The sequence below is a fragment of the Micromonospora sp. NPDC093244 genome (genome assembly GCF_040683695.1).
Taxonomy (GTDB): domain Bacteria; phylum Actinomycetota; class Actinomycetes; order Mycobacteriales; family Micromonosporaceae; genus Micromonospora.
The window spans coordinates 109746-124576 of the sequence record NZ_JBFBEO010000001.1; the positions used below are offsets into that span (position 1 = coordinate 109746).

Consider the following 14831-nt stretch of genomic DNA (forward strand, 5'->3'; position numbering starts at 1 on the left):
TGCGTGATGGTGCGCATGGAAGCGTTCCCAAAAACTGGTACGAACACGGATAGTCGTGATGGCTGTGCCAATTGTCACCGAACGGTCCCAGGTCGCTCGATGTTCGCTTAACCTTCGCCCACCAATCGGCGTCGACCCGGGGATTACCTGTGGTCCGCTGCGGGGTAGAGGAAAACTGAACCTTCGTTAAGTGTCATTCCGGCGCGTGTGTTGTGGAGGCTCTGGTGGCAGCGCAAGAGACCGTCGATCACAAGTACGTCTACGACTTCTCTGAAGGAAACAAGGATCTCAAGGACCTGCTCGGCGGCAAGGGGGCCAACCTCGCCGAGATGACAAACCTCGGCCTGCCCGTTCCGCCCGGCTTCACCATCACCACCGAGGCCTGCCAGGCGTACCTCGCGACCGGGCGGGAGCCCGACGGGCTGGCCGGTCAGATCGAGAAGCACCTGGAGTCGCTGGAGCGTGCCATGGGCAAGCGCCTCGGCGACCCGCAGGACCCCCTGCTGGTGTCCGTCCGCTCCGGCGCGAAGTTCTCCATGCCCGGCATGATGGAGACCGTCCTCAACGTCGGCCTCAACGACCAGAGCGTGCAAGGACTCGCACGACAGGCCAGCGGCGAAGGCAGCCAGGCCGCCTCCGGCGGCGCAGACCGGTTCGCCTGGGACTCCTACCGCCGGCTCATCCAGATGTTCGGCAAGACCGTCTGCGAGGTGCCAGGCGAGGAGTTCGAGCACGCCCTCGACGAGGCCAAAAACGCCAAGGGCACCTCCAACGACCTGGATCTGGACGCCGACGACCTGCGCGGGCTTGTCGACGCGTACAAGAAGATCTTCGTGAAGCACACCGGTCGGGAGTTCCCGCAGCAGCCGCGCGAGCAGCTCGACCTGGCCATCCGCGCCGTCTTCGAGTCGTGGAACGCCGAGCGCGCGGTGCTCTACCGCCGCCAGGAGCGGATCCCGGCCGACCTGGGCACCGCGGTCAACGTGGTGAGCATGGTCTTCGGCAACCTCGGCCCGGATTCCGGCACCGGCGTCGCGTTCACCCGCGACCCGGGCAGCGGGGCGCAGGGCATCTACGGCGACTACCTGGCCAACGCGCAGGGCGAGGACGTCGTCGCCGGCATCCGCAACACGGTGCCGTTGCAGGAGTTGGAGCAGCTCGACAAGTCCTCCTACGACGAGCTGCTCGGCATCATGGCCCGGCTGGAGGAGCACTACAAGGACCTCTGCGACATCGAGTTCACCATCGAGCGCGGCAAGCTGTGGATGTTGCAGACCCGGGTCGGCAAACGGACGGCCGCCGCCGCGTTCGTCATCGCGGGGCAGCTCGTCGACGAGGGCCTCATCGACCTGGACGAGGCGCTGCACCGGGTCAACGGCGCGCAGCTGGCGCAGCTGATGTTCCCCCGTTTCCAGCTCGACCACGAGTTCGAGGCTGTCGCGAAGGGCATCGGCGCGTCGCCCGGCGCGGCGTCGGGCAAGGTCGTCTTCACCTCCGCGCGGGCCGTCGAGCTGGCCGCCGAGGGTGAGTCGGTGATCCTGGTCCGCCGCGAGACCAACCCGGACGACCTGAACGGCATGATCGCCGCGAAGGGCATCCTGACGTCGCGGGGCGGTAAGACCAGCCACGCGGCAGTGGTGGCCCGGGGGATGGGCAAGACCTGCGTCTCCGGTGCCGACGAGATCGACGTGAACGTGCCGGCGAAGCGCTTCACCGTGGCCGGGCAGACCGTGAACGAGGGCGACGTCGTGTCCATCGACGGCACCACGGGCAAGGTCTACCTCGGCGAGGTGCCTGTCATGCCGTCGGAGGTCGTGCAGTACTTCGAGGGCAGCCTCGACCCGGAGCACATCGACAACGCGCTGGTCCGGGCCGTACACCGGATCATGACGCACGCCGACGGCAAGCGGCGGCTCGCGGTCCGCACGAACGCCGACACCGGCGCGGACGCGGCCCGGGCGCGGCGCTTCGGCGCCGAGGGCATCGGGTTGTGTCGCACCGAGCACATGTTCCTCGGCGACAGGCGGGAGCTGGTCGAGCGGCTGATCCTGGCCCGCGCCGAGGGTGAGCGGGAGGCGGCGCTGGCGGCGCTGCTGCCGTTGCAGCGGGCCGACTTCGAGGAGATCTTCCGCGAGATGGACGGGCTGCCGGTCACCGTCCGGCTGATCGACCCGCCGCTGCACGAGTTCCTGCCGCCGTTGGAGCAGCTCGCGGTGAACGTGGCTGTCGCTCAGGAGCGGGGCGAGGACGTCGCGAAGGAGGAGGCCCTGCTCGCCGCCGTCCGGCGGATGCACGAGGAGAACCCGATGCTCGGGTTGCGGGGCGTACGCCTCGGCCTGGTCATCCCCGGCCTGTTCGCGATGCAGGTGCGGGCCATCGCCGAGGCGGCCGTCAGCTGCGCCCGAGGCGGTGGGGTGGCCAAGCCGGAGATCATGGTGCCGCTGGTCGGGGCGGTGCAGGAGCTGGAGACGGTCCGCACCGAGGCCGAGAAGATCATCGCGGAGGTGGTCGGGGACAGCGGCGTCGAGGTGCTGATCGGCACCATGATCGAGGTGCCGCGCGCGGCACTGACCGCCGGCCAGATCGCCGAGGCCGCCGAGTTCTTCTCCTTCGGCACCAACGACCTGACCCAGATGGGCTGGGGTTTCTCCCGCGACGACGTCGAGGGCGCGTTCTTCTGGCGCTACCTGGAGCTGGGCATCTTCGGTATCTCGCCGTTCGAGTCGATCGACCGGGACGGCGTCGGCCGGCTGGTGCGGATCGCCGCCGAGGAGGGCCGGGCCGCCCGGCCCGGGCTGAAGCTCGGTGTGTGCGGCGAGCACGGTGGCGACCCCGACTCGGTGCACTTCTTCCACGAGGTCGGCCTGGACTACGTGTCCTGCTCGCCGTTCCGGGTGCCGGTGGCGCGGCTGGAGGCGGGCCGGGCGGTCGTGGAGACCGGCGGGTCGGACAGCCGCTGACGTGGGCCGGCGGCGGACCGGGGCCTCCCGGCCGCCGCCGGGCCCCGACGTTCAGACAGGCGGGCGACGCCAGGTGGGCCGGGACGAGCGGCACAGCCGCCTGGTCACTTTCCGCGCCGGGAACGCTACTGGCGGCCACTGCCACCTCGCGAGCCGGTAACCCTCGGCAATCGGTCGACAACTGCCGGCCAATCGGCGTTTGTGGACCCGACGTCGATGCGTCGTGGGCAGGTCGGGCGGCCGTGGCGGGCGTAATCTTGGCTCCTCGCACACGGCCGATTGCGTACGCCGTCGAGGGGGAAGGGTGACTGCATGACAAGCGTCTGGGAGAGCCTGACCATCGATGCCCGTGATCCGGCCCGACTGGCCCGCTGGTGGGCCGAGGCGCTCGGCTATCAGGTAGTCACCGAGAAGCCCGACGAGGTGGAGATCCGCCAGTCCGCCGACCGCCTGCCCGGCCTGGTCTTCGTGCCGGTGGCCGACGGCAAGGAGCGCAAGAACCGGCTGCACCTCGACCTCCGTCCGGCCGACCAGGAGGCCGAGGTCGAGCGGCTTGTCGACATGGGTGCCCGGCACGTCGACATCGGCCAGGGTGACGTCGAGTGGACGGTGCTGGCCGACCCGGAGGGCAACGAGTTCTGCGTCCTGCGTTCTGCGTGAGCGGCGCTCCGGAGGCTCGCCTGGTCGAGGAGCCGCCCAAGGACACCGGGCATCGCCGGTCGCCGTACGAGCGTGACCGGGCCCGGGTGCTGCACTCGGCGGCGTTTCGCCGGCTGGCCACCAAGACCCAGGTGCACACGGCCGGCACCGACGACTTCCTGCGTACGCGACTGACGCACTCGCTGGAGGTGGCGCAGATCGCCCGGGAGATGGGTGCCCGGCTGGGCTGTGACCCGGACGTGGTGGACGTCGCAGGCCTCGCCCACGATCTCGGTCATCCGCCGTTCGGGCACAACGGCGAGGCCGCGTTGGATCTGCTGGCCACGCCGTGCGGCGGTTTCGAGGGCAACGCGCAGACGCTGCGGGTGCTGACCCGCCTGGAGGCGAAGGTGCTCGCCCCGGACGGCTCGTCCGCCGGGCTGAACCTGACCCGGGCGTCGCTGGACGCGATCGGCAAGTACCCGTGGCCGCGCCGTGCCGGGCAACGCAAGTTCGGGGTGTACGCCGACGACACGGTGGTCTTCGACTGGATCCGGGAGGGTGCCCCCGGGGACCGCCGCTGCCTGGAGGCCCAGGTGATGGACTGGGCGGACGACGTCGCGTACTCGGTGCACGACGTGGAGGACGGCGTGCACGGCGGGTACGTCACGCTGCGGCCGCTGCTCGACGACGCCGACGAGCGGGCCGCGCTCTGCGCGGACGTGGCCGCCACGTACTCGGGGGAGTCGGCCGACGACCTGGCCGGCGTGCTTGTGGAGTTGCTCGCCGATCCGCTGCTCGCCCCGCTCGCCGGGTACGACGGCAGCCATCGCGCCCAGGTCGCCCTCAAGGCCACGACCAGCGGGCTGACGGGCCGGTTCGTGTCCGCGGCGGTCGCCGCCACCGAGGAGCGCTTCGGTCCGGGACCGCATCGTCGGTACGCCGCCGATCTGGTGGTGCCGCGCCTGGTCCGGGCGCACTGCGCCCTGCTCAAGGGCATCGCCCTGCGCTATGTGATGCGCCGTTCGGGCTTTCGGGGTCGTTACGAGCGGCAGCGCACCATGTTGGCGGAGGTCGTGTCCGCGCTGGTCCGGCGGGCGCCGGACGGACTGGATCCGATCTTCGCGCCGCTGTGGCGGGCCGCGCCCGACGACGCGGCGCGGCTGCGGGTGGTGATCGACCAGGTCGCGTCGCTCACCGATCCGGCGGCGGTGACGTGGCACACGCGTCTGGTCGGCGACGGCCCACCAACTACTTAGGATAACCTAACAACATGACGGTCACCTCGGTCCAGGTGCTGCGCACCGAGCGACCCACCCCGCATGTGATCCGGCTCGTCCTCGGTGGGGACGAGCTTGCCGACCTGCCGGTGGGGGAGTTCACCGACCACTACATCAAGCTGGTCTTCCCGCAGCCGGGTGTGGTGTATCCGCAGCCGATGGACATGGCGGTGATCCGTCGGGAGCTGCCCCGGGAGCAGTGGCCCCGGCTGCGCGCGTACACCGTGCGGCGGTGGGATCCGCTGGCCGAGGAGTTGACGGTGGACGTGGTGCACCACGGCGACGAGGGGCTCGCCGGCCCGTGGGCCGCCGCGCTGCGCCCCGGCGACCCGGTGTACTTCGTGGGCCCCGGCGGGGCGTACGCGCCGAGCCCGGACGCGGACTGGCATCTGCTGGTGGGTGACGAGAGCGCGTTGCCGGCGATCGCCGCCGCCCTGGAGCGGCTGCCGCTGGGCGCCCCGGCGCACGTGTTCGTGGAGGTCGCCGAGCCGGCCGAGGAGCAGAAGCTGCTCAGCCCCGGCGCGGTCCAGCTGACCTGGCTCCACCGTGGGACGGCTCCGGTGGGCGCCGCGCTGGTGGCGGCGGTCCGGGAGCTGGAGTTCCCGCCCGGTCAGGTGCACGCCTTCGTGCACGGCGAGGCGACGTTCGTCCGTGAGCTGCGCCGGCTGCTGCGCGCAGAGCGGGGTGTGCCCGCCGACCGGCTCTCCATCTCGGGTTACTGGCGGCGCGGGATGGACGACGAGGGGTGGCGCTCCACCAAGGCCGACTGGAACCGGCAGGTGGCGGCCGAGGAGGCGACTGCCGCCTGAGCGCCCGTCAGCCGTCGGTCTCCTGACTGGCCGCGGTGAGTCGGCGGGTGAGCAGCACGGCGTACACGACGATCACCAGCGCGAGCAGGAACAGCAGGAGTCTCGGTTCGCCTACCGTCGCCGCGACCAGACTGGCCGCGACGATGCCGTAGCCGGTGATCGCCAGCCGACCGGCGGTCGGCCGGCTCCACAGCCAGTACAGCACCAGACCGCAGAGCATCCAGACCAGTACCGAGGCGGCCAGCACGAGCCGCAGTTCCAGCGGCAGCCGTGTCGCGTCGTCGTCGACCAGCCGGACCACCTGCCCGAGTGCCCAGCCGAGCAGCAGCAGCGCACCGTCCAACGGGAGGTGCAGATAGCTGTACGCCTGCCCGCCGCGCAGCCAGGTCTGCAACAGGCGGGTGGTGACGAACGTGGTGTAGACCCACCAGACGGCCGCCGGCACCAGGAACGCCACCCCGGCGGTCGCGATCATGTACGGCCGGGGGTGGTCCGGCACCGCGAAGAGCAGGCTGGCCAGCGCGCTGCCCAGGACGATGATGGTGAACTGCCCGATGCGTTCCGGCAGGTGCCTGTCGTCCACCGGCCACCTGTCGAGCCAGCGCCACCCGACCCAGGGGGTGGCCAGCTCGATGACCATCGCGACGATCCACAGCACCGGGCGTGCCGTGGCGGGGGCGGCCAGCGAGGCCAGCCAGATCAGCCAGCCCGCGCCGAAGCCGGTCAGGTACACCGAGGTCACCGTACGGGCCATCGGGCTGGTGGGTCGGGCCCGCAGGTACAACAGGAGCAGCACGCCCCGCACGATCAGGTATCCGACGGGTAGGAGGACGCTCTCGGGCACCTCGTCGACGCCAAGCGTCATGGCGCCCGCGCCGATCAGCGCGACGAGCACCAGGATGCGGTGCGGCGCGTCGTCCGGGTCGAACCGGGTGTCGTAGTAGACCTGCCCCACCCACGCCCACTGGATCACCACGAACAGGCCGAGCACGGCCAGCACCTCCGTCGGCGCCGGGGTCGGGTCGTTGCCCAGCCGGGCGACCACCGCCGCCAGCGCGTACACGAAGATGAGGTCGAGGAAGAGTTCCAGCCAGGTGGCGTGCCGGTGCCCGTCCTCGTCCGACCGGGGTTCGGCGTCGCGCAGTCCGAGCCGGCCGGCCAGCCGGCCCGGCCAGTGGACGCCGCCGGTGCGTACCCTGCGCATCTGGTCATGCTCCCCGCGCGGGCCCGACCCACGGGCGGAAACCGGCGAGCCGCGGCGGTGGCCGCCACACCGGCGTCCCCCGGCGGGCACGTCGTCGGTCCGGCAGGGCAGGATGTACGGCGAGGGGGTGGCGCATGGCTGGGCGGATCCGGGACGAGGACATCGCACTGGTCCGGGAACGCACCTCGATCGGGGATGTGATCTCCGAGACGGTCACCCTGAAGTCGGCTGGTGGCGGCAACCTCAAGGGCCTGTGCCCGTTCCACGACGAGAAGAGCCCGTCGTTCAACGTCTCCCCGGCCCGCAACGTCTGGTACTGCTTCGGCTGCGGGGCCGGTGGCGACGCCATCAAGTTCCTGATGGACGCGGAGCACCTCAGCTTCGTCGAGTCCGTCGAGCGGCTGGCCGGCCGCGCCGGCATCCAGTTGCGTTACGTGGAGGACGACCGCAGCACCCCGCGCCCGCGCCCGCAGCAGGGCCAGCGTCAGCGCCTCGTCGCCGCGCACGCCGCCGCCGTGGAGTTCTACCAGGCGCAGCTCAGCACCGCGGGTGCCCGGCCGGCCCGCGAGTTCCTGGCCCAGCGGGGTTTCGACAGGGCCGCCGCCCAGCGCTACGGCTGCGGTTTCGCACCGGAGGGCTGGGATCCGCTCACCAAGCACCTGCGCCAGCAGGGCTTCACCCACCAGGAACTGGTGACGGCCGGGTTGTCCCGGGAGTCGCGCTCCGGCACGCTCATCGACCGGTTCCGTCGTCGGCTGCTCTGGCCGATCCGGGACCTCACCGGGGACGTGATCGGCTTCGGGGCGCGCAAGCTCTTCGACGACGACGACGGTCCGAAGTACCTGAACACCCCCGAGACGCCGATCTACAAGAAGTCGCACGTGCTCTACGGCATCGACCAGGCCAAGCGGGAGATCGCCAAGCAGGGGCGGGCGGTGATCGTCGAGGGGTACACCGACGTGATGGCGTGCCACCTGGCCGGGGTGACCACGGCGGTGGCGACCTGCGGCACCGCGTTCGGCGCGGACCACATAGGCGTGCTGCGCCGGCTCCTGCTGGACACCGACTCGGTGGCCGGCGAGATCATCTTCACCTTCGACGGGGACGCCGCCGGGCAGAAGGCCGCGCTGCGCGCCTTCTCCGACGACCAGCGCTTCGTGGGTCGGACGTTCATCGCGGTCAGCCCCGACAACATGGACCCGTGCGAGCTGCGGCTCGCCAAGGGTGACCTGGCGGTGCGGGACCTGGTGGCCAGGCGCGAGCCGCTCGTCGACTTCGCGCTGCGGCACGAGCTGAGCCGCTTCGACCTGGACACGGTCGACGGCCGGGTGGAGGCGATGCGCCGGGCCGCGCCGCTCGTCGCGCAACTGAAGGACCGGGAGAAGCGCCCGGAGTACGTCCGCAAGCTCGCCATGGACCTCGGCATGGAGATCGAGCCGGTGCAGCGGGCGGTGCTCGCCGCCGCCAACACCCCACCGTCCGGCGGCCGGGACGCCGCACCCGCCGCCCGCCCCGCCCCGGCGCGTCCCGAGCCGGCGGTGGACAGCCCACAGTCGATGGTCGAGCGGGAGGCGCTGAAGCTGGCCCTGCAACAGCCGGTGCTGGCCGGGCCGATGTTCGACACGGTCGAGGCGACGGAGTACCGCCATCCGGTGCACGTGGCGGTTCGTACGGCAATCGCGGCGGCCGGCGGGGCCGTGTCGGCGACCGGCGGCGCGGTCTGGATCGAGAAGGTCCGCGACTCCTGCGACGACCTGGCCGCGGCGGCCCTCGTCGGTGAGCTGGCGGTGGAGCCGCTGCGGATCGACGGCGAGGCGGATCCGCGATACGTGTCGATCACGATGGCGCGTGTGCAGTTCGGGTCGGTGACCGCCCGGATCCAGGAGCTCAAGTCCCGGATCCAACGGATCAACCCGGTCAACAACAAGGACGAGTACTTCGCCGCGTTCGGCGAGCTGCTGTCACTGGAGCAGCACGCCCGGGCGCTGCGCGAGCAGGCCGCGGGAGGGTTGTGACATGGGACTGTTCAGCCGCAAGCCGAAACTGCCCCCGGCCGACCGGCCGCCGCTGGCCGCCGACGAGCGGGTGCTCGCGTGGGCCGCGGTGGGCAACGGCGAGGGCGACGGGGTGGTCGTGGCCAGCAACCTCGGGCTGTGGCTGCCCGGCCGGGGCCACCGCCTCGGCTGGCACGACATCCTCAAGGCGGTGTGGTCCGGTCGGGAGTTGACTGTCACGCCCGCCGAGCCGGTCGCCGAGCGCGACGGCTACGCGCTGGTGACCGACGGTCCCGCCGAGACGTACCTGCTGCTCGACCCGGGTGAACTGCCGCACCAGGTGCGGGCCCGGGTGACCCGCTCGGTCGCGTACACCGAACACCAGCGGCTGCCCGGCGGCGCGGCGCGGGTCGCGGCCCGGCGGGTGGCCGGGGTCGACGGCCTGACGTGGACCGTCCGGCTCGACCCCGGCACCCCTGTGGACGACGACACCCTGCTCGCCGAGACCGACCGCCTTGTCGGCGTGGCCCGCGCGGCGACCGCGCCTGTCGACTGACCGGCCGTCAGTTCGCGCCCAGATCCCTCAACGCCTTGTCGGCACCCCGGTGCAGCGGCACCGGGAGGGTCCTGCGGGCCCTTTCCAGCGAGATCCCCTTGGCGGCCGGGTTGGCCTGGGCCAGGACGTCGCGCTTCTCGAACAGCGTCCGGGTGATCGCGCAGGCGACGTTGGCGTCCAGGTCCCTGCGGACCAGCAGCACGTTCGGCACGACGATGGTGGGGGTGTCGGTCGCCGTCCGGTACACGTCCCGCCCGATCGTGCCGGACTGGTAGCCGGGGCTCAGCGCGGCCATCTTCGGCAGCAGGGATGCGAGGTCGACGAACGTCACGGTGTCACCGGCGGTGGTGAACAGGTCGGTCAGGCCGCCGGTGGGCAGGCCCCCGGACCAGAAGAACCCGTCGACACTGCCGTCCTTGATGCCCTCGACCGTCTTGGTCAGGTCGAGCCGCTGCGCCCGTACGTCCTTGGCGGGGTTGAGACCGGCGGCCTCCAGCAGCCGGTTGGCGATCACCTCGGTGCCGGACTTCGGGGAGCCGGTGGAGATCCGCTTGCCGCGCATCCCGGCGACCGAGGTGATCCCGGAATCCTTGCGGACCACCACCTGCGTGTAGTTGTCGTAGATGCGCGCCAGCGCCTCGACCGGCTGTGGCGCGGTGAAGTTGTCCTTGCCCTCGACCGCGTTGACAGCCGTGTCGAACAGCGAGAACGCCACATCGTACTGGCCGCCGACGAGCTGTTCGACGTTCTGCACGGAGGCCCCGGTCTCGGCGGCCGTGCCGGTGAGCTTGCCGCCGGTCGCCCCGGACAACTGCCCGGCCAGGGCGTTGCCGATCGGGTAGTAGACGCCTGTCGCGTTGCCGGTGGCGATGCCGACCCGGGTCGGCTGGCCCACCTCGCAGGTGACCTCGCTTGACGCGTCGTCCTTGGCCGCGCCGCCCTGCTGGCCTCCACAGCCGGCGACGCCGGTCGTGGCGAGGGCGAGCACGCTCAGGCCGGCAGCGAGCCGTACGTCGATTCGTCTCACAGTTTCTCCTCCACGGGACTTGCTGGTGATCCGGCTGGCGGCCGGCGGGCGGAAGCGCGTCGGGCGACGACACCCGCCGCCGCGACGGCGGCCAGCGCGACGCCTACCGTGACGGGGACGGGTTCGAGCCAGAGCAGGGTGACGCCGGCGAGGACGCCGAGCACGCGCTCCGGTGGGCCGGCGGGACCGACACCGGGCAGCCAACCGCCGGCGGCGACGGCGAGCACGGCGACGCTGAGGGCGGTCACCACGGCGGCGACGGCGATCCGTTGGACGCCGCCGATGCCGAGCAGTCCCAGTCCGGCCGGGGTGATGACGAAGGCGATCGGGGTGAGGTACGCCGGCAGCGCGTACCGCAGGGTCTGCCACATGGTCGGCACCAGCCGGCCGCCGGTGACGGCGGCGGCGGCCACCGAGGCGAGCGCGGTCGGTGGGGACACCTCGGACAGCACCGCGAAGTAGAAGACGAACATCGCCACGGCGGGAGCGGTCACCCCGAGGTCGAGAAGGGCCGGGCCGACGATCACCCAGCCGATCACGAACGAGGCGGTGACCGGCACGGCCAGGCCCAGCAGGCTGAGGGCGACGGCCGCGAGCAACGCGGTGAGCACCAGCACCAGGGTCGGGTCCGAGGTGGCGGCCTTCGCCCCGCCGACCAGCAGCGCCGCCGCCTGCGGCCCGAGGCCGGTCTTCGTGGTGGTGGCCGTGATGATGCCGGCGGCGGCGCAGACGGCGGTGACCGCGAGCACCCCGCGTACGCCTGTGACGAGCGCGGTCACCAGCCGGGCCGGGGTGAGCCGGTGGGTACGGTCCAGGAAGGACAGCGCGGCGGCCAGGAGTGTGGCGAAGACGACAGCCCTCGTCGCGGACATGCCCACGGCGAGGAACACGACGATGGCGATCAGCGAGGCGAAGTGGTAGCCGAACCGGGCCACCATGCGCCACGGCGACCGGACGTCGATCATCACGGGCCGTACGCCCGAGCGGCGTGCGTCGATCTCCACGGAGAGCAGGATCCCGAGGTAGTAGAGAACCGTCGGCACGGTGGCCCAGCCCAGCACCTGGAGGTAGGAGACGTTCAGGTACTCGGCGATGATGAACGCCGCCGCGCCCAGGGTGGGCGGCGAGAGGATCGCGCCGACCCCGGCGGCGGCGAGCATGCCTCCGGCGCGCTCCGGGGGGTAGCCGGCGCGGCGCAGCAGCGGCCAGGTGACCGCGCCGATGCTCACGGTCGTCGCCGCGCCTGAGCCGGAGACGGTGCCGAGCAGGAAGCCGGAGGCGACAGCCGTGCGACCGGCGGCGGTACGCGAGCGGCGGAACGCGGCGGCCGACAGCTCGACGAAGAACCGACCGGCCCCGGACAGCTCCAGCACCGCGCCGTAGATGGTGAAAAGCACGATGTACGAGGCGGCCACGTCCAGCGGGGTGCCGTAGAAGCCGCTGTCGGAGTTGTAGAACGCGTCGACAAGTTGACTGAAGTCGAGCCCGGCGTGGGCGACCGGCCAGGACTGCGGCAGCAGGCCACCGTAGTAGCCGTACCCGAGGAACAGCAGGCAGACCGCCGGCAGGATCCAGCCGGTGGTGCGCCGGCACGCTTCGAGCAGCAGGAGCAGCAGGACGGTGCCGAACACCAGATCCGTCGGCGCCAGCAGGCCCTGCCGGTCGAGGAAGGCGTTGTAGCCCCCGCCGCCGTCGCCCAGGGAGATCGGCAGGACGGGGTAGAGGCAGGCGGCCACCGCGAGGGCGACCAGGACCCAGTCCGGCACGGTGGGTCGCGTCGACGCCGGCAGCGCGTCGGAGCGGTCCCCATCGGACCGTCGGGCGCGCAGGCGGGCGGGCAGCCGCAGGTCGGCCGGGTAGGCGAGGAAGACAAGCGGGAGTACGCCGGCCAGGAAGATGATCAGGTAATACTTGCTGCCCTGCGACAGCGGGCGGAACACCTGCCAGAGGGCGAGGGCCCCGACGGCCAGCGTCGCCGCCGTGAGGAGCAGCCCCGCCGGGCCGGACAGCACGCGGCCCGGCTTCTCGTCCTCGAACTGGGCGGCCAGGTCCTGCGTCGCCCGCTCGGCAGCCGAGCGGTGGTCGTCGTCGCGGCGTTCGCTCGGGTCGGCCCCGAGCGGCTCGGGTGTCGCGCGGGGTCGGGGTGGTGCGCCGTCGGCGCCCGCGTCGGGGTCGCCGCTGGGAGAGTTGGCTGGTCGGGCAGGTGAAGACGGGCCATCGGGCGAGCTGATGGGCGGCACAGAGGGACGATACACGTCGATCGGTCGACCGGTGGGGCAGTGATCGGTGTTTCGGCGCCGCGCCTCGCGGCCCGGCGTCGTACCCGCGTATTCGCGTAAAGGGGTGTCGGACCCGGCGGTTAGGGTCGGGCGGTGACTTCGGGGCGACCACTGATTCAGGCGCGGGGGCTGGTGAAGCGGTTCGGCGACTTCACGGCCGTGGACGGCATCGACGTCGAGGTGCACGCCGGTGAGGCCTTCGGTTTCCTCGGGCCCAACGGCGCCGGCAAGTCCTCCACCATGCGGATGGTCGGCTGCATCTCCCCGCCGAGCGGTGGTGAGCTGCGCATCCTGGGCATGGATCCGGTGGCTGACGGGCCGGCGATCCGCGCCCGGCTCGGCGTGTGCCCACAGTTGGACAATCTCGACCCGGAGCTGACCGTCCGGGAAAACCTGACGGTGTACGCCCGCTACTTCGGCATCTCGCGCCGCGCGGCCCGGGAGCGCGCCGACGAGCTGCTCGACTTCGTCCAGCTCAGCGAACGCGCCGACAGCAGGGTCGAGCCGCTCTCCGGCGGAATGAAGCGCCGCCTGACAATCGCCCGGGCGCTGGTCAACGATCCGGAGATCGTGCTGCTCGACGAGCCGACCACAGGCCTGGATCCGCAGGCGAGGCACCTGGTGTGGGAACGGCTGTTCCGGCTCAAGCAGCAGGGCGTCACGCTTGTGCTCACCACGCACTACATGGACGAGGCCGAGCAGCTCTGCGACCGGCTGGTGGTGATGGACGGCGGGCGGATCGCGGCCGAGGGCTCACCCCGGGCGTTGATCGAGCGGCACTCCACCCGCGAGGTGGTCGAGCTGCGCTTCGCCGCCGAGTCGCAGGAGCCGTTCGCCGGCAAGCTCGCCGGGCTGGGGGAGCGGGTGGAGGTGCTGCCCGACCGGGTGCTGCTCTACGTGCCCGACGGCGACGCGGCGGTCGCCGAGGTCTCCGCGTTGGGGCTCAACCCCGCTAACGTGCTGGTGCGGCGCAGCGGCCTGGAGGACGTCTTCCTGCACCTGACCGGCCGCACCCTCGTCGACTGACCGGTTCACCGGGCTCTGTCTTCCGGGCGGCGTCGCCGTTCGTGACTCGAAGGATCCGGCCGGCCCGGTGCTGGTCGTTGATCCACTCCAGATCGCCGATGTGGGCGTGTCCAGGCGGTGGGATGCCGGCACATCGCCGATGTGGCGTTTGCACGGTGCGCGCCCCCGCCGAAACCCGGGCGACGCGTCGACAGGGTCGTCGTAGGGTGGCCGGCGGCCTGTCGTACCCCGGGGGTAGGAAGGTCGGGGACGGGGGTGGTCATGGTGGGTGCGGCGATCCGGGCACGTGTTCCCTGGGTGCCGGCGTACGCGGTGTTCGAGCACTACCTGGTCGGTCTGCGGCGCACCTGGCGGGCGGGGGTGTTCTCCTCGTTCCTGCTGCCGGTGTTGACGGTGCTCGGTTTCGGGCTCGGCGTCGGCGCGTACATCGACCAGGGCGTCGGCGGGGTGCGATATCTGGACTGGCTGGTCCCTGGGCTGATCGCCTCGACCGCGCTCCAGGTGACCGTGGGCGACTCGACCTGGCCGGTGTTCAGCAACTTCCGGTGGGTCAAGACCTACTTCGCGCAGAGCGCGTCGCCGCTGCGGGTCGGTGACATCCTGGCCGGGCACCTGGCCTTCGTGTTGTTCCGGGTGCTCACCACGATCGCGGCGTTCCTGCTTGTCACCGCCCTGTTCGGGGCGTTGCCCTCGCCGTGGGCGGTGGCCACCCTCCCGGTGGTGGCGCTGCTCGGGTTGGCCGTGGCCGCGCCCGCCTTCGCGTACGCGGCGGCGGTGTCCAGCGACAGTTGGCTGGCGATGCTGTTCCGGTTCGCGGTCATCCCGATGACGCTGTTCGCCGGTGTGTTCTTCCCGGTCGAGTCGCTGCCCGAGGCGTTGCGCTGGCTGGCGTACGCGACGCCGCTGTGGCACGCCGTCGACCTGTGCCGTGCTGCCACGCTCGGCGTCGCACCGCAGTGGTCGATCGTCGGGCACCTGCTCTACCTGTCCGCCTGGGCGGTCGCCGGGTGGCTGCTGGCGCTGCGTGCGTTCCGTCGCCGGCTCGTCGTCTAGGGAG

Annotated in this window: 10 protein-coding genes and 2 pseudogenes; 9 read left to right on the top strand and 3 right to left on the bottom strand. The window is 71.7% G+C overall.

All coding sequences use genetic code 11. The features are described 5' to 3' along the window. Positions 1–224: 224 nt before the first annotated feature. The 4 genes from ppdK to AB0N27_RS00585 all read left to right on the top strand — a co-directional run bounded on the left by ppdK (position 225) and on the right by AB0N27_RS00585 (position 5688). Positions 225–2960 (top strand): pyruvate, phosphate dikinase, encoded by a 2736-nt coding sequence (gene ppdK, locus AB0N27_RS00570; protein ID WP_364362311.1) that lies wholly within the window; start codon positions 225–227, stop codon positions 2958–2960. Positions 2961–3272: 312 nt separating this feature from the next. Further along, complete coding sequence (locus AB0N27_RS00575; RefSeq protein WP_364362312.1) at positions 3273–3620, top strand: VOC family protein; 348 nt, start codon at positions 3273–3275, stop codon at positions 3618–3620. Continuing rightward, positions 3617–4858, top strand: coding sequence for a deoxyguanosinetriphosphate triphosphohydrolase (locus AB0N27_RS00580; protein WP_364362313.1), 1242 nt, complete (start codon positions 3617–3619; stop codon positions 4856–4858). The genes AB0N27_RS00575 and AB0N27_RS00580 overlap by 4 nt, the downstream gene beginning before the upstream one ends. A 14-nt stretch (positions 4859–4872) precedes the next feature. Then, positions 4873–5688, top strand: coding sequence for a siderophore-interacting protein (locus AB0N27_RS00585; RefSeq protein WP_364362314.1), 816 nt, complete (start codon positions 4873–4875; stop codon positions 5686–5688). Between the two features lie 7 nt (positions 5689–5695). Here the strand turns inward: AB0N27_RS00585 and AB0N27_RS00590 are convergent, their stop codons facing one another. Further along, positions 5696–6892, bottom strand: a complete 1197-nt coding sequence (locus AB0N27_RS00590; protein WP_364362315.1) for a low temperature requirement protein A — start codon at positions 6890–6892, stop codon at positions 5696–5698. A gap of 112 nt (positions 6893–7004) precedes the next feature. On the opposite strand from AB0N27_RS00590, the pseudogene dnaG reads away from it, so the two are divergent. Together dnaG and AB0N27_RS00600 are read left to right on the top strand one after the other, a co-directional pair. Beyond that, positions 7005–8907, top strand: a pseudogene (gene dnaG, locus AB0N27_RS00595) (DNA primase). A gap of 1 nt (position 8908) precedes the next feature. After that, positions 8909–9442: a hypothetical protein gene (locus AB0N27_RS00600; RefSeq protein WP_364362316.1), complete on the top strand. Its 534-nt coding sequence runs from the start codon at positions 8909–8911 to the stop codon at positions 9440–9442. Between the two features lie 7 nt (positions 9443–9449). On the opposite strand, the gene AB0N27_RS00605 is transcribed toward AB0N27_RS00600, so the two are convergent. Next, a complete protein-coding gene (locus tag AB0N27_RS00605) occupies positions 9450–10469 on the bottom strand; it encodes a TAXI family TRAP transporter solute-binding subunit (RefSeq protein ID WP_364362317.1) in 1020 nt (339 codons plus the stop codon). Further along, positions 10466–12709 (bottom strand): TRAP transporter fused permease subunit, encoded by a 2244-nt coding sequence (locus tag AB0N27_RS00610; RefSeq protein WP_364362318.1) that lies wholly within the window; start codon positions 12707–12709, stop codon positions 10466–10468. Before AB0N27_RS00610 ends, AB0N27_RS00605 begins: the two co-directional genes overlap by 4 nt. Before the next feature lie 132 nt (positions 12710–12841). On the opposite strand from AB0N27_RS00610, the gene AB0N27_RS00615 reads away from it, so the two are divergent. The 3 genes and pseudogenes from AB0N27_RS00615 (at position 12842) to AB0N27_RS00625 (ending at position 14827) form a co-directional block, all read left to right on the top strand. Further along, positions 12842–13774 (top strand): ABC transporter ATP-binding protein, encoded by a 933-nt coding sequence (locus AB0N27_RS00615; RefSeq protein ID WP_364362319.1) that lies wholly within the window; start codon positions 12842–12844, stop codon positions 13772–13774. Between the two features lie 31 nt (positions 13775–13805). Beyond that, positions 13806–13979, top strand: a pseudogene (locus AB0N27_RS00620) (DUF397 domain-containing protein); the annotation flags it as partial. Between the two features lie 56 nt (positions 13980–14035). After that, positions 14036–14827: an ABC transporter permease gene (locus tag AB0N27_RS00625; protein ID WP_364362320.1), complete on the top strand. Its 792-nt coding sequence runs from the start codon at positions 14036–14038 to the stop codon at positions 14825–14827. Positions 14828–14831: the final 4 nt, after the last annotated feature.